This is a genomic window from Larkinella soli, assembly GCF_003703975.1.
Classification (GTDB): domain Bacteria; phylum Bacteroidota; class Bacteroidia; order Cytophagales; family Spirosomataceae; genus Larkinella; species Larkinella soli.
In genome coordinates this window covers 21659-36019 of sequence record NZ_QTJY01000001.1, presented here as the reverse complement: position 1 = coordinate 36019, position 14361 = coordinate 21659, and the positions used below count along the sequence as shown (strand labels likewise).

Genomic DNA, 14361 nt, shown 5'->3' with positions numbered 1-14361 from the left:
TCTATCTACGTGAATTATGGATATAATAATTAACCTAAGGTAACATACGGGAACACATTAAAAATCACAACAGGCAGGACTAACCGGCAATTATTCCATCGTTTGAATGGACGCGTACTGGCTAAAAAGAGAAAACTACAAACTCGCTACAAAGATGCGCGAATGCCGGAACTGCGACGTTCCGGTTTGGGACAAAATCTGTAAGATTTGGGACAGCCGGTCAGCTTTTCACGGCAATCAGCGAACTGAACTGGTGAACCCGCTCCTCCTCCAGGTCCAGTTGCGCTTCCTGCCGGCGCAGCAGCTCGTCGTCATAATTGCCGTTTCGCCGGAGTCGCGCCAGTTCGCGTCGCTGGGCCCGGACAAGGTCGGTGAATACCGCGTGGTAACGGTTCAGGTCTTCCTGCTCATGTTCGTCACATTCTTCGGCCTCCAGCCACTGGGTAGTGAGCCGGATGTCGTTTTCCAGCCGGTCTTCGAGGTTCGCCACCAGGTCGTTTTCGGAAATCTGGCCGGAGTGCTGATCGCGCAGGCGATGCAGGGCCGCCTTATAAAGATGCAACTGGATTTCGGCCTCCTGTTCATGTTCGGGCAGAAGGCCGTCCTTGTCGGGCGGATGAACCAGCCGGATGACGATGGGCAGCGTCAGCCCCTGCACTACCAGCGTGATCAGAATGACCATGAAGGTGATGAACAGGATGAGATTACGCTGCGGAAATGCCTGCCCGTCGCTGCCCAGCAGGGGAATGGAAAAGGCCGATGCCAGCGACACCACGCCCCGCATACCCGCCCATCCGAACACGAAGGGCATTCGCCAGCCCGGGTTGGAGTCATTGGTTCGGATATAGCGGCTGATGAACCGGGTAAACAGCGAGGTTCCCAGCGCGGAAACCATCCGGACCACCGTAATCACCAGCGTGATGACGAGTCCGTAGCCGATGGCCTCCTTCAGGGAATAATCGCCCAGACTTTCGACGATCACCGGCAGCTGCAGCCCGATCAGGATGAAAACCAGACCGTTGAGCATGAACCCGACCGTCGCCCAGGTGTGCAGGCCCTGCATCCGGTTGCGGGCCGTGAATATGGTCGTGCTCTGGAAGGAAAGGAACAAACCGCCACTGACCACCGCCATGACGCCGGATACATGGGCCAGCTCGGCGGTGATATACATCAGGTAAGGCGTCACCAGCGTCAGAACGGTATGGATGCTTGGGGTGGTGGGAATCCAGCGATGAATGACGTAGAAAACCAGGGCAACCCCCATGCCGACGCCGATTCCGGCCAGGGTCACCCAGACAAAACTCGTGGCGGCATCCTGCCACACGAATGTTCCGGAGAGGACGGCGCCCAGGGCAAACCGGAACACGATCAGGCTGGACGCATCGTTAACCAGGCTCTCCCCTTCCACCACCGACACCAGCCGCCGGGGAACGGGCAGCGCCCGAAACACCGACGTGGCAGCCACCGCGTCGGGCGGAGAGATGATACCGCCCAGCAGGAAGCCCAGCGCCAGCGTGAAGCCGGGAATCAGGGCATTCGACACGAGAGCCACCGCGCCGGCCGTGAAAATGACGACCCCGAAGGCGAAGGTGATGATGACCCGGCGCCATTTCCAGAATTCGCGCCAGGAGGTAAACCAGGCTGCTTCGTACAGCAGGGGCGGCAAAAATATCAGAAAGATCAGCTCAGGGTTGATGGCGATGGGCGGAATGCCGGGGAGGAAGCTGATGGCAAGCCCGCCCAGGACCAGAAATATCGGGTACGAAATCCGCAGCCGCTGACCCACCATGACGAGCAGGGAAACACCGAGTACCAGAGAAAGACAAAGCAGAAAGGTCTCTTGCATAGCTGAACAGGGACAGAACCGACCTTTGGGTGGCAGGCCGGTGAAATATAATGGGAAAACCCGTGAAAGGATTCCGTACTTCGGTTAAATTTAGGGACACCGGACCTCCGGTGGCATTCCACCCGTTACCAGACCCGATTCATGCCTCCCATTTCCTGCCGGGCCGCCCTCCGGGCCACCCTCCTCCTGCTCTGCCCCCTTGCTCCCTTCACGGCTCCGGCTCAGTCTCCCGGCCCGGTGGAAAACCGGATCCGCCAGGTCGAAAACAGCCTGATGCCCTACGTCCCGGTCGCCGGTCGCCCGGCCTGGAACCTCCGGGAGCGCATGGCCTACCACCGTGTTCCCGGCCTGAGCATCGCCGTGGTCCATCATTTTCGAATCGATTGGGCGAAATCCTACGGCCTGGCCGACACGACCACCCGCCGGCCGGTTACGACCGAAACCCCGTTTTCGGTCGGGTCGGTTTCCAAGCTGGTGGCTGCCGTGGCCGCCATGACGCTGGTGGACCAGGGCCGGATGGCACTGGATACGCCCATCAACCGGTATCTGAGAACCTGGCAGCTGCCGGAAAACGAATCGACCCGGAAAACCCCGGTGACGCTTGCCATGCTCCTGAGCCACCGGGGCGGCACCAGCCAGTCGTCCTATTTCGGCTTTCCGCCCGGCCCCTCGGCCCTGCCGACGGTCAGGGAAATTTTATCCGGAGACCCGAAAGCCGGGACCCGGGCCGTCATCGTCAACAGCGAACCCGGCCGGGAATTCCGGTATTCCGGAGGGGGCTATCTGGTCGCGCAGCAGGCCATGATGGACGTAACCGGTCAGGAGTTCGCCGACTTTACTGAGAAGGCGGTCTTCCGGAAACTCGGCCTGCAACATACGACCTTTGCCCAGCCGCTGCCCGCAAATTTTAAAACCCGGGCGTCCTGGGCCTATTCCGAAAATGCCTGGTTCAAGGGAATGCCTTACGTGTATCCGCAGCAGGCCCCGGCCGGACTCTACAGCACCCCTTCCGACCTCGCCCGGCTGATGATCGACCTGCAGAACAGCCATGAAGGCCGGGGCGGTCTGCTTTCCCGGGCCGCCGTCAGGACCATGATGCGGCCGACGGCAAAGGTGTCGGAGGGCTTTTACCGGGAAGACATCGGGCTGGGGCCATTTCTCATCCGCCGGAACGACAACGCGGATTCGGCCGGAATCTATTTTGAGCATACCGGCGTCAACGCCGGGTTTCTGGCCTATTTCATCGGCAGCCTGAAAGGCGGAAACGGGGTGGTCATCACGATGAACAACGACGGCGGAGCGGGCGAACTGGGCCGGGAAATCCGGCGGGCCGTGGCCCGGGTGTACGGCTGGGCCGGTTTCCTGCCGGACCCGATCCGACCGGTGTCGTTGCCGGATTCGGTCCTCTCGGCCTATGCCGGACGCTACCGTCGCGGCCCCGACGAGGTGGTCCAGTTCCGGAAAGAGAACGGCTACCTCGTCGAGACCATCAACAGCGGCCACCCGATCTATTGTTTTCCGACCGGTCGGGACACGGTGGCTTTTACGGATTATGTCCTGAAAGGGTACTTCCTCCGCGGGCCGTCGGGCCGGATCGATTCCGTACGGATCGAAGGGCAGGCCCAGGCCATGCCCCGGCTTCCGGAGAACGCCTTCCTGCCCAACGAACTGCTGCGGATGGAAAGGCTTCCCGAAGCCGTTGCAGGCTATCGCGCCCAGAAACTCAATGAATACCAGCTCACCTACATGGCCTACAACCTGATGTACGGGCGGCCGGCCCGGCTCCGGGCGGCCGAGGCCATTCTTCAGCTGGCCCAGGAACAGCATCCCGGCTCGGCCATCGTCTTTGCGCGCTGGGGCGACCTGCACCGGCTGCGGGGGGAGAAAGAGAAGGCCATTACGGCCTATCGCCGGGTGCTCAGTCTTGACCCTGCCGATACAGAAACCGGGGAGAAGCTGGCGGCTTTGCAAAAGCCTTAGTCCGGGCGGCTTTCCGGGCCTGATACACCGCCAGCCAGCAAGTGCCGGTTCCGGCAAACAAGAGCAGGCTCAGCACGGGGCCGGTCAGCCGGGTCGGGCCGGAACCCTCCGATGGAATCAGCAGACTCAGGACCGAAAGGCCAAGCCCTCCCCCGATGAAATAGGCGGTGGTCCCAAGGCTGGACGCCAGACCATGGTGTTCGGCGGGCACCCCGCTCACCACCAGAACCGTCAGGCTGGTAAAGCAAACGGCAATGCCCAGACCGGCTATACAGGCCGCGGCCAGGAGCAGCACCGGAAGCGGATTGTCGAGCGGAAGGGCCGACAGCAGGGCAAGCGATCCGAGGGCCATCAGGCCCATACCCAGCACCCCGGCCTGGAGAACTGAAAACCGACGCAACAGGGACGGAATCAGCCACCGGGCCACCCCGGCCGACAACAGACTGAACGGAAAGAGCAGCAACCCTGCCCGGGCCGCCGAAAAATGCAGATGCTGTTGCAGCAGCAGCGAGATCAGGAGCAGATAGCCCGTAAAAACCGCTCCCAGCAGCAGCGTCACCCCCAGTCCGTTACGAACCGCCGACGGTCGGAGGACCGAGGGATGGATCAGCGGGTGCGGGTGGCGCTCCAGCCGATACCGAATGCTCAGAAAGCCGGCGGCCAACAGCACGACCAGGACAGGCAGAAGCCCGAGCGGGGTATTCGGATCCCCAAGCGCATGGACTCCGTAGGTCAGCACCAGGAGGGTAAGGGCCAGCAGCAGGGCCGTCGGCAGGTCCGGGACGGAGGGCGAGCGGTCGGGCCGGTCGGCCGGTATGAAGCGGATCGTCAGCCCGAGGAGGACCAGCAGGATGGGGACGTTGATGAAAAAGACCCATTGCCAGCCCAGCCAGGTCGCGATCAGCCCCCCGACCGACAGGCCGCTCCCTGACCCGATGGCCGCAAAGCCGCTGAAGATGCCGATGGCTTTTCCGCGGGCGATCGGGTCCGTGAAGGTATTGGTGATGAGCGACAGGGCCGCCGGCATCACCAGTGCGGCCGCCAGGCCCTGCACCGCCCGGAAAACCGCCAGAACCCAGAAGCTGCCTGATACCCCTGCCCCGAACGAGGCTACCAGAAAGAGCAGAATGCCGCTGAGAAAAATCTGCCTGCGGCCGAGGGTGTCGGCCAGTTTCCCCCCGATGACCAGAAAGCTGCCGTAGAGCAGAACATAAACCGTCTGAAGCCAGGGAATGGTGGCCGGATCGACCTTCAGGTCGTCCTGAATCAAGGGCAGGGCCAGGTTCAGGATGGCAATGTCGAGGGCTTCGACAAACACCCCCGTACAGGCGATGAAAAGGATGAGGTGGTTTCTTACAGGCGGCATGGTCATCGTATTTGTGCTGCACAAAACTACCTTACCTGAAAACAATTTCTATCTTTAATGCCAATTTTAGCACAAAATACAATTTTATTTAACTTGTATAGAACAAAATAACAAATCACCGATCAAATGGCAACCCCTTTGGAACAAACGACGCCCGGCCCGCCGGCCTTGGATGAAAAAGACCTGGAGATCCTGAGGCTTCTCCAGAACGACGCCAAACTGACCGTTCGGGATATTGCCTCAAGGATACACCTGAGCGCGACGCCTACCCACGAGCGGATCAAACGGCTGGAGAAACTGGGGGTGATCCGGCAGTATGCGGCCTTGCTGGATCACCGGATGGTGAACCGGGGTATCATGGTCCTGTGTCAGATTACCCTGAAAGATCACGACCGGAAAACCGCCCGTGGCTTCATCGAGGCCGTTATGCAGTTCGAGGAGGTAATCGAGTGCTATAATATCTCCGGGGAGTTCGATTTTCTGCTGAAGATCGTGACGGGAAGCATGGAGAGTTACCACCATTTTATCGTCAATCACCTGAACGAAATCAGGGGCATCGGCCAGACGAAAAGCAGTTTTGTGATGGATACGGTCAAACAGACGCACCGGCTGATCTGAGGGGAAACGGGCCCGATGGACCGGATTCTCATTTGTAACGAAATTTTCCGATAGGCTCCCCGGCGGTCCTGTTTTGAATTAAACTAAAATACATCATCTATCATGTTTTATCACGACAAGAAATTGCAGTTCCGGGTCCGGGTCGAAAAACCGAATCCGCAGTTTGCACGGGCGTTGCAGCAGGCCATCGGCGGCATTGAGGGAGAAATCAGAGTCTGCCTGCAATATCTGTTTCAGGCCTGGAATTCCCGTGGGCCGGTTCGCTACCGCGACATGCTGCTGGACACCGGAACGGAGGAAATCGCCCACATCGAAATGCTGGCTACCGCAGTGGCGCTCAACCTGGAAGGGGCCTCGAACGACCTGGTCGATGATCTTGTCGGAAAAAATCCGATGGTAAAAGCCATCATGGGAGGCATGGACCCCCGCCATTACCTCTCGGGCGGTCTGGGCGCCATGGCTGCCGACGCCAACGGGGTGCCTTTCAACGGCTCCTGGGTCGTCAGCTCCGGGAATACGGCCGCCGACATGTATGCCAACGTCATGGCCGAATCCACGGGCCGGCTGCTGGCCACCCGCCTGTATAAAATGACGGACGATGCGGGAATGAAAGATATGCTGTCCTTCCTCATCGCCCGGGACACCATGCACCAGAACCAGTGGCTGGCGGTACTGGAAGAACTCGGACACGGCGACCTCCGCAATGTCCATCCCATCCCGAACAGTTTCCCGCAGGCCAATGAACAGCAGGAGTTTAGTTACACCTTCGTCAACACCAACATCGACCGGGAAGCTTCCGTGGGCATGAACCGGCGCTGGACGGAAGGGGCTTCCATCGACGGAAAATCGACCTTCCGCGAGGAATTCGCCCAGCCGTTCGGCGAGGAACCGAAACTGGGTCCGCCGGCGGCCGAGGCTTTCGCTCAAACCGAGCAGATGATGGATACTAATGAGAAAAAGTGAGCGAATCTGAACTATAAAACGAGCCATTTGTCCCGAAACGCAGCTGAACTTTTTCGGCTGCGTTTTTTCCTGATGTGCGGAGTCGGCTCCCAAACCAGATCCCTGACAATAGAAAAAGGACAGAATCTCATCTGTCCTTTTTCTTCAGGTACGGAATTCGTGCGGGAGGGTCAGGCCTGAGCGGCCTGCTGGTTGACGCTGCCGATGGCGATCTGCGTAAGTTTCTCATCCGTCGATTTTTCTTCACTGAGCGTCTGCTCCAGGAGCTGGGCCACCTGATCCTGTCCGGCCTGCTGGGCCAGGGTACGGGCGGTGCCGTAGGCCGCTATCTCATAATGCTCCATTTTCTGGGCCGCTGCGATGATGGCCGCATCCGCCAGTTGGTCGTCGTCCAGCTGGTCGAGCAGCTCAAGGGCTTCGTCGATCAGCCCCTGCATGGCGATACAGGTTTCGCCTTCGGGTTCGATGCCCATTTGCCGGGCGATCTGCTCCAGCCGCTGGACCTGCTGGCCGGTTTCCTGGATGTGGGTTTCGAAGGCCGTCCGCAATTGTTCGTTCGTCACCCGTTCGACCAGTTCGGGCATAATTTCGAGGGCCTGCTGTTCGGCGGAGTACAGATCCTGGATCGTGTGCTCCATAAAATCCTGCATGGTTTTCATCTTCGTTGAAATTTGTAGTTAGAGTTAGTAATCAGGTATAGAATGGGTAATTTCAATGCTATGCGGTTTTTCGGACCGGCTGACCTCAGCCGCGCTCCCGGCCGAGCCAGGCCATCATGGCGAGGGCGGACCCGGCCACGATAGCCCCGGTCAGGAGCGGGTGGAGCGAAGCCCGGGTGTAGAGACTCGTTTTCATGACGTATCCCGGCTCATCGCCGTCGACGAACCCTCCCGAGCCGCCTTCGAACAGGGTGCCGACCGGGTTTCGGGGCGTTTCCTCCCGTTTCTGGAGGTCGACCATCAGGTTGCGGCTGACCCAGTCCATCACCCGGGGTGCGGTTTTATTGATGGAACTGAACATTTTGCTGCTGCTGCCGACATAGATGTCCCGTTCCGGATGAGTGGCGGCATACAGGATGGCTTCGGCCACCTCCTGCGGATGATACACCGGGGGCGGCAGTTTCGGCTCGGATTCCATATAGTTCCGGGCATGGTGCGGGAACGGCGTATTGATGGCTGCCGGCTTGATCAGCGTCACCGAAACCGGGGCGTCCTGCTCCTCCAGTTCGATCCGGAGTGCATCCGTAAAGCCCTTGATGGCGTGTTTACTGGCACTATACATCCCCTGCAGCGGAAATGCCACATCGGATGCCGCGCTGCCGAGGTTGATCAGCGTACCGCCATGCTTTTTCAGATGGCCCACCGCAATCAGCGACCCATACACGATTCCCCAGAAATTGACGTCGAACAGCCGCCGGTGGTCCTCATCGCTGATCTCCTCCAGGCGACCCCAGATGGAAAGACCGGCATCGTTGATCCAGGTGTCGAAGGTTCCGAATTCCTGCATGGTCCGGTCGGCAATGCGCTGGACGTCCTCCCGGCTCCCCACATCGGCCACCACGTAGATCGCCTGTCCGCCCTCCGCCCGAATCCGGTCCGTTACGGTGGCGAGGGCCGTTTCGTTTCGGGCGGCCAACACCAGCCGGGCGCCCCGGGCAGCCGCGGTTTGGGCAGTGGCCAGGCCGATTCCGCTCGAAGCCCCCGTAATCACCATCACCTGCTGGCTGAGCGGCTTGAATGTTACTTTCATACGTTCTGGGATGATTTTCTCTCGAAAGCAAACCCGGAAACCCGTGTTCCGGCTTCCGGTCTCTGCTCCTTTAACCGGACAATCGGCGGGGGGTTGAGGGAAACCGGGAATGAACCGGAAAAACAAGGATACGGTCCCCGGCCCCTGCCGAACCCTTCAGCGACCGATGCCGGGAACAGCCGCCGGCGGCCCCCTGGAATTTGCTGCCGGATGCCTTGTTTCCGTTCCCGTTGGCTCATTTCAACCGGCGGATCGGAAAACAATACCGGTACAGAGAGTTACCCTTCATAGATAACAACTCTCAACGCGATGCAGAACATTCAGGACCCTCGTGAACAATACCCGAAACCTCCCTACCAATCCACTTCTCAGGATCATCCGGGAAGCGATGAACAACTTGCTCCCCATGCCGACCACGGTGAAAGTTCCTACCAGGGCAGCGGAAAGCTGGCCGGCCGCAAGGCTCTCATCACCGGGGGCGACAGCGGCATCGGCCGGGCGGTGGCCATCGCGTTTGCCAAAGAAGGCGCCGACGTGCTGATCTCCTACCTGAGCGAAGACCGGGATGCGCAGGAAACCGTGAAGCAGGTGGAGAAGACCGGCCGGAAGGCCGTAGCCATCCGGGGAGACATTCAGGAGGAGACCCATTGTAAGGAACTGGTGAACCGGGCCGTGGCCGATCTGGGCGGGCTTGACATCCTGATCAATAATGCCGCCTTCCAGATGACCCACGATTCCATTCAGAAAATGTCGTCGGAAGAGTTTGAAATGACCTTCCGGACCAACGTGTTTGCCATGTTCTACCTCTGCAAGGCGGCCATGCCTCAGATGAAACCCGGCAGCGCCATCATCAACACGACCTCCATCCAGGCCTACCAGCCCGAACCCACCCTGCTGGCCTATGCCGCCACCAAGGCCGCCATTGCCAACTTCACGAAGTCGCTGGCGAAAGAAGCCATCGAGCTGGGCATCCGGGTCAACGCCATTGCACCGGGTCCGGTCTGGACTCCGCTCATTCCCTCGACCATGCCCGAAGAGAAGACGAGAACCTTCGGGGAAGACTCGCTGCTGGGCCGGGCCGCCCAACCCGTCGAACTGGCGCCGATTTTTGTACTCCTGGCCTCCCAGGAAGCCAGCTACATCACCGGCATGATCTACGGAGCCACCGGCGGAAAACCGATGGTTTAACCCAAACCCGATAAAAAACCATGCGATTCATCCCAACCAGAATTCACGGAATTCTCGATTTCGCGAGTGCCTTTCTGTTCATGGCCTCGCCCTGGCTGTTCGGCTTTGCCTGGAAGGATGCGGGCCAGTGGGTTCCTTTCATCATCGGCGCCTTCGTGGTGGTGGTTTCCCTCCTGACCGACTATGAATACGGCATTTTCCGCGTCATCCCGATGCCGGTCCACCTGACGCTCGACATCCTGGAAGGGGTCATTCTGATCGCTTCGCCCTGGCTGTTCGGCTTTGCCAACAAGGTGTATATGCCTCACATCGTGTTCGGTGTATTCGCCATCGTGGCCGGCCTGGTGACCCAGAAGTCGTCAACGCCGTCGCGGGCGCATCGTCCCCCCGCCTGAGCGGATTGAACGGAAAGCCCGGCTTCCAGCCGGAAACCGGAACCTCGGGGACCGAATGCTCACTATCTGGAAAAAGGTTCATACTATCCGGTTAGGCGCCTGTTAAACAAAAAGAAACAGCGGAAAGTCGAACCCTGAAACCGAGCGTTGAATGCCGGGCTGGTGCTTTCCGTACCAAAACCAATTGATAACGCTAAAAATATTCCTTATGAAAAAGGTAGTGATGGTAGTAGCAATGATGATGGCGGCCGGTACGCTCCATCTTCAGGCTCAGACTTCTTCCGGCAATACGCAGAGTGGATCAAGCGGCAGCACGCAGAGCGGATCCGGCACCCAGAGCGGATCCGGTACGCAGAGCGGAACGAGCGGTAGTACGCAAAGCGGGTCCGGAACCCAAAGCGGAACGAGCGGCAGCTCCGGTTCAAGCGGATCGACGACGGGATCCGGCAGCGGTTCGACCTCCGGCAGCGGAACGTCAGGTTCTATGGGCTCAGGCACGACCGGATCCGGTTCGACGGGCTCAAGTACAATGGGTACAGGCTCGACGGGTTCAGGTTCGACGGGCTCCGGCACCGTGGGTTCAGGATCAACCGGCTCCGGCACGACGGGTTCAGGTACCGTGGGGTCCGGCACGACGGGTTCAGGTACTTCCGGCGTAGGAACCACCGGCACCCAGGGAGGCACCATGCAGCAGGACCGTCAGGGCCGGAATTCCGATGCCACCATGGGCACCGGCAGCTCCTCAGGAAGCCAGGACGGTACGTCTACCCGTAAGAAAAACCGGAAAAACCGGAAAAACCGCAGTTCGTCAGCCACCGGCAGCGGACCCCAGAACTGAGCCCGGCCTTTTCCGTCGTTGAGTTCTCCGGCGCTCCTCAGTGGCCGGGGAACCTGACTTTAAAATCGGATCGAGAAGGTGTCGGAATAAATGCTTGAATTATTTGAATGATGGGTTTTAAATCAGACCGGCACCTTGCCGGTCTGATTATTTTTCGGCCGGCGGTAAACCACAAAAAGCCGGACATCAGCGATGTCCGGCTTTCCTTTTCACAAACCTAATAATTGACCTCAGTTATATTTGTTTATAAAACCGGGAAGTCGGGCCGGCACCCCGAAAGTTTCTGAACCGGTGAGGGTATGGTCCGGTCAGACGCCGGATCAGTACTGCGGGAAAGCCACCAGAAAATAGGCCTCCACCCTGATCGCATCGGATTTCTTTCCGTTGTAGAGCGTACCGGTGATCGACCCGCGCGCCGATACCTTTTTACCCTCTTTGATCACCTCCGTGATGCTGACGCGGACGGGTACATAAACCGTTCCTCCCTTTTCCTCCAGGTAGTGATTGCTGTAGAATCCCTTTTTCCCTTCCACCGTAGCCCCGACACTGTAGTCGCCGAGGTTGCCGCCGTCCAGGGTGTAGGTGCCGGTGCCTTTGTAAAAATTGAAGGAAGCCGTCACCTGCGAGGGGGCCGAGGTGCCCACCTGCGCCAGCCGCTGGGTGACCTGGATATGAACCGAATGGTTGTCGATCGGCATGAAAACCACCACCGGATCATCGTAGCTTTTCCCGTCGACGGTCAGTTCGCCGGCCGGAAACACTTCCGCATTGGAAACCAGCTGGAAGTACATTTTCCCGTTGGGGTCATACAGCCGGACCCCCAGCGCGAGCGGGTTGCGGGATTTGACCGGAACTTTGCTGGGGGCGACGAAATCGAATTCCGACTGCCGGGTCTGGCCCGCAAACCAGAAGGTTCCCCATTCGTTCGGGTTCGGCGCCTTCAGGCCGTTGATGGTCACCTCCTGCACAATGCCCTGGGGAGCTATCACGGCTTCGGAAAGCGGGCGCTCGGCCCCTTTCCCGCCCGGAGGAAAAAAGCCCTGGGGATGGTAATAAATCGCCAGCCGCCGTTTCTCGCCGGGAATGACCTCCAGCTTTTCCGGGGAAAGCTTGTATTTCTCGATAAAGGCGAACGGGTCCAGTTCATCGACCTCGGCGGCAACCGTCTGCTTCGTCGTGTCGGCGGCTGCCGCCCGCGTCAGGTTCCAGACGCCCGATTCGGCCTGGGCAGCCAGATTGAGGTTTCCCGGAACAGGCCCGGAGATTTCTCCCCGCTCGTAGCGATACGAAAGCAGGGCGGGTTTCGCGAGCCGGGTTCCTTCGGGGGCGAACCGGAAGGCCGGGCCGGCGCCGTTGGGGGCCTTGTTTTCCGAAGGCTGCACCGAAATCAGGGTTTCGCGGGAAAGGGCGCCCGCCGGGATCGTCAGCGTCAGCTTCCCGTCGGCGGACGTGAGCGTACCACCGTCCGGTCCGATGGTTTTGGAAGAGGGAGCGCCGATGGGTTTGCCGGCTTCGGTCGGATAGCCTTTTACGGGGCCGCCGACCTGCGGGTCGGTGCCGGGATCGACCGGCCGGGGATCGTTGCAGGCCAGCAGGGCCAGCCCCCAGAGCAGGGGGAATTGCTTGAAAATCCGTCTCATGGTGTTCGAGTTGGTGGTGGACAGGCCCAAATCTCGGAAGGGATTTGGACCCGGCCAGCCATCAACCCGACGAACCGGCAGTTCGAAATGATGAAACGGAACGAAATCAGTTTATATCCGGCAGGACGGTGGTCCTTAAAACTTCCTCCCAATGCCTGCGCATACTCTCTACGGGCTTCTCAAAAGGCTGGCCGTCAAAAACTTCGACGGGAAGGAAAAGCATTTTTTCCTTTAGCCGGACCCGAACCGACAGCAGCGTCAGTCCAAACTCCACGAACCGCCCGACCTGCTCGATGGCGGAAGAAAAATCCTTGACGTTCAAAACCAGATTGCTCCAGGTTTGTCCTCTGTAGATACCATTGATGATCAATAACATACCGGTAGGCGTTTTTTTTTAAGCGACTAACTTTCTGTTCAATCAAAAATGTTTCCAGGTTTGTAAAATGTTCGTTTCCGGTCGCCCAAACGAACGGCCCCGACCCTCCGGCAGGAGAATCGGGGCCAATTATTAAAGAAACTCTGAAAGCGATCAGAGATCGATCCGGGCGACCTGCATGGAATTGCGGTTGTTGGCATTCCGGACCTCATAGGCCACCACCAGTTTGCCGCCACTGACCAGACCCGTGGCGTTGGTGCCGTTGACGGAGTGGTCGACAGTCCGGGTGGCCGATGGTTTCGACGACTGAATGCTCCGGTAGGCTATTACGGACAGCGGGCCGGATTCAGCCATCTGGTTCTGTTCCCAGAGCAGGACCGATGCCGTCGGGGTCGGAACCAGCCACGCGTTCCGGGCGGAGGCATCCTCCAGAACGAACAGCCGTTTGCCCGCCTGATCGGCTACCCGGATGCCCGGGGCATCGTTCGTACCGGAATACCAGGCAACCACCGTCGCCCCTCCCCCGCTACTGGAGGTCGGTCCGGAATGCGGGCAACCGTTGACTTTCCAGTTATCGACCGAGAAGATGGCGGATTTGGTGAAGGTCCGGCCGTGGTCGGTGGAGCTCATGTGGGCGATGTCGCGGATGTTGTCGGTATTTTCCCGGTAATACATGTGGAGGGTCCCCTTGCCGTCGACCAGAAGGCTGATGTTGCAGCAATCGCAGACGAAGGGGTCGAGCACCTGCCCGGCCCCGAATGTCCCGTTGGCCGAGGTCACGAACCGCAGGTCGCGTTCGTGGGGCCGTCCCGGAATATCGTTCAGGTAGGCCACGCCCACCTCCCCATTCGCCAGGACGACGGCATCGAAAAAGCCGCGAACGACATTGGGCGTCTTGTCCTGGTGAACCGGCTCGGGCCGGGACCAGGTCGTGCCGCCGTCGGTAGACCGGCAGAAAACGATCTGAAGGTCCGTCGGGCGGCCACCTCCACGGTTTTCGGAGCGGGCCGGGGCGGCTCCGTGCTCATGATGCCCGTCGGCCTGGGCGGGTTGTCCTCCCCGCAGGGCAAAAACCGCCATTACCGAACCGTCCGGCCGGAACAGCACTTTCGGCCGCATCAGCCGCGAGTTGCCGATCCCCTGCCCGGCGAAGATCAGTTTTTTGGCACCGAAAGTCTGGCCCTGGTCGGCCGATTCCGCCCAGTAAAAAGCCATCTGCCCGGCCGGGTCGGTTTCCGTCCAGGAGAGCGCCACGGTTCCTTTGGGGGTATTGGTAAGCGTGGGAACGGCAAAACTCCGGGTGGTATCCGCAAAGATGGGTTTTGCCCGGAGCAGACCGGAAGCCTGCCCAAGCAGCACCAGCGCCAGAAGACAGCGAAAGAATGATTTCATCCGAAATTAT

General features: G+C 59.6%; 14 protein-coding genes. 6 read left to right on the top strand and 8 right to left on the bottom strand.

What is annotated here, in order from left to right:
- Positions 1-220 precede the first annotated feature (220 nt).
- A complete protein-coding gene (locus tag DX909_RS02030; protein WP_128543387.1) occupies positions 221-1846 on the bottom strand; it encodes a Na+/H+ antiporter in 1626 nt (541 codons plus the stop codon).
- Positions 1847-1987: 141 nt separating this feature from the next.
- Here DX909_RS02030 and DX909_RS02025 point away from each other — a divergent pair, with 141 nt between their 5' ends.
- The gene (locus DX909_RS02025) at positions 1988-3826 is read left to right on the top strand and encodes a serine hydrolase domain-containing protein (protein WP_128543386.1); all 1839 of its coding nucleotides are present in this window, start codon (positions 1988-1990) and stop codon (positions 3824-3826) included.
- On the opposite strand, the gene DX909_RS02020 is transcribed toward DX909_RS02025, so the two are convergent.
- A complete protein-coding gene (locus DX909_RS02020; protein WP_164851178.1) occupies positions 3765-5192 on the bottom strand; it encodes an MFS transporter in 1428 nt (475 codons plus the stop codon). The genes DX909_RS02025 and DX909_RS02020 overlap by 62 nt on opposite strands.
- Before the next feature lie 126 nt (positions 5193-5318).
- Here DX909_RS02020 and DX909_RS02015 point away from each other — a divergent pair, with 126 nt between their 5' ends.
- Entirely contained in the window at positions 5319-5810 is a 492-nt protein-coding gene (locus tag DX909_RS02015) for an Lrp/AsnC family transcriptional regulator (protein ID WP_128543384.1), read from the top strand.
- 102 nt (positions 5811-5912) lie between these two features.
- Entirely contained in the window at positions 5913-6773 is an 861-nt protein-coding gene (locus DX909_RS02010; protein ID WP_128543383.1) for a manganese catalase family protein, read from the top strand.
- A 170-nt stretch (positions 6774-6943) separates the two neighbouring features.
- Here DX909_RS02010 and DX909_RS02005 read toward each other — a convergent pair whose 3' ends face one another.
- The gene (locus DX909_RS02005) at positions 6944-7432 is read right to left on the bottom strand and encodes a YciE/YciF ferroxidase family protein (protein WP_128543382.1); all 489 of its coding nucleotides are present in this window, start codon (positions 7430-7432) and stop codon (positions 6944-6946) included.
- Positions 7433-7517: 85 nt separating this feature from the next.
- Positions 7518-8522, bottom strand: coding sequence for an SDR family oxidoreductase (locus tag DX909_RS02000; protein ID WP_128543381.1), 1005 nt, complete (start codon positions 8520-8522; stop codon positions 7518-7520).
- Between the two features lie 309 nt (positions 8523-8831).
- Between DX909_RS02000 and DX909_RS01995 the strand changes: the two genes are divergently transcribed.
- Both DX909_RS01995 and DX909_RS01990 read left to right on the top strand, forming a co-directional pair.
- On the top strand, positions 8832-9710 hold the full coding sequence (locus tag DX909_RS01995) for an SDR family oxidoreductase (RefSeq protein WP_128543380.1): 879 nt from the start codon (positions 8832-8834) through the stop codon (positions 9708-9710).
- A 20-nt stretch (positions 9711-9730) separates the two neighbouring features.
- On the top strand, positions 9731-10105 hold the full coding sequence (locus DX909_RS01990) for an SPW repeat domain-containing protein (protein ID WP_128543379.1): 375 nt from the start codon (positions 9731-9733) through the stop codon (positions 10103-10105).
- 270 nt (positions 10106-10375) lie between these two features.
- Here the strand turns inward: DX909_RS01990 and DX909_RS01985 are convergent, their stop codons facing one another.
- The gene (locus tag DX909_RS01985; protein ID WP_128543378.1) at positions 10376-10603 is read right to left on the bottom strand and encodes a hypothetical protein; all 228 of its coding nucleotides are present in this window, start codon (positions 10601-10603) and stop codon (positions 10376-10378) included.
- Between the two features lie 31 nt (positions 10604-10634).
- On the opposite strand from DX909_RS01985, the gene DX909_RS01980 reads away from it, so the two are divergent.
- Positions 10635-10943, top strand: a complete 309-nt coding sequence (locus DX909_RS01980) for a hypothetical protein (RefSeq protein ID WP_128543377.1) — start codon at positions 10635-10637, stop codon at positions 10941-10943.
- 320 nt (positions 10944-11263) lie between these two features.
- Here DX909_RS01980 and DX909_RS01975 read toward each other — a convergent pair whose 3' ends face one another.
- From DX909_RS01975 to DX909_RS01965, 3 genes are all read right to left on the bottom strand, one after another.
- Positions 11264-12583, bottom strand: a complete 1320-nt coding sequence (locus DX909_RS01975) for a hypothetical protein (protein WP_128543376.1) — start codon at positions 12581-12583, stop codon at positions 11264-11266.
- Positions 12584-12689: 106 nt separating this feature from the next.
- Positions 12690-12959 carry a hypothetical protein gene (locus tag DX909_RS01970; protein WP_128543375.1) on the bottom strand — a complete coding sequence of 90 codons (270 nt, stop codon included), beginning with the start codon at positions 12957-12959 and terminating at the stop codon, positions 12690-12692.
- Positions 12960-13112: 153 nt separating this feature from the next.
- Complete coding sequence (locus DX909_RS01965) at positions 13113-14351, bottom strand: sialidase family protein (protein WP_128543374.1); 1239 nt, start codon at positions 14349-14351, stop codon at positions 13113-13115.
- Positions 14352-14361 lie beyond the last annotated feature (10 nt).

Bases quoted from the DNA above. Each gene is read 5' to 3' on its own strand.
- DX909_RS02030 (WP_128543387.1), bottom strand. From the start codon at position 1,846: ATGCAAGAGACCTTTCTGCTTTGTCTTTCTCTGGTACTCGGTGTTTCC.
- DX909_RS01990 (WP_128543379.1), top strand. From the start codon at position 9,731: ATGCGATTCATCCCAACCAGAATTCACGGAATTCTCGATTTCGCGAGT.
- DX909_RS01970 (WP_128543375.1), bottom strand. From the start codon at position 12,959: ATGTTATTGATCATCAATGGTATCTACAGAGGACAAACCTGGAGCAAT.
- DX909_RS02025 (WP_128543386.1), top strand. From the start codon at position 1,988: ATGCCTCCCATTTCCTGCCGGGCCGCCCTCCGGGCCACCCTCCTCCTG.
- DX909_RS02015 (WP_128543384.1), top strand. From the start codon at position 5,319: ATGGCAACCCCTTTGGAACAAACGACGCCCGGCCCGCCGGCCTTGGAT.
- DX909_RS02000 (WP_128543381.1), bottom strand. From the start codon at position 8,522: ATGAAAGTAACATTCAAGCCGCTCAGCCAGCAGGTGATGGTGATTACG.
- DX909_RS01980 (WP_128543377.1), top strand. From the start codon at position 10,635: ATGGGTACAGGCTCGACGGGTTCAGGTTCGACGGGCTCCGGCACCGTG.
- DX909_RS02010 (WP_128543383.1), top strand. From the start codon at position 5,913: ATGTTTTATCACGACAAGAAATTGCAGTTCCGGGTCCGGGTCGAAAAA.
- DX909_RS02005 (WP_128543382.1), bottom strand. From the start codon at position 7,432: ATGAAAACCATGCAGGATTTTATGGAGCACACGATCCAGGATCTGTAC.
- DX909_RS01995 (WP_128543380.1), top strand. From the start codon at position 8,832: ATGCAGAACATTCAGGACCCTCGTGAACAATACCCGAAACCTCCCTAC.
- DX909_RS02020 (WP_164851178.1), bottom strand. From the start codon at position 5,192: ATGCCGCCTGTAAGAAACCACCTCATCCTTTTCATCGCCTGTACGGGG.
- DX909_RS01965 (WP_128543374.1), bottom strand. From the start codon at position 14,351: ATGAAATCATTCTTTCGCTGTCTTCTGGCGCTGGTGCTGCTTGGGCAG.
- DX909_RS01975 (WP_128543376.1), bottom strand. From the start codon at position 12,583: ATGAGACGGATTTTCAAGCAATTCCCCCTGCTCTGGGGGCTGGCCCTG.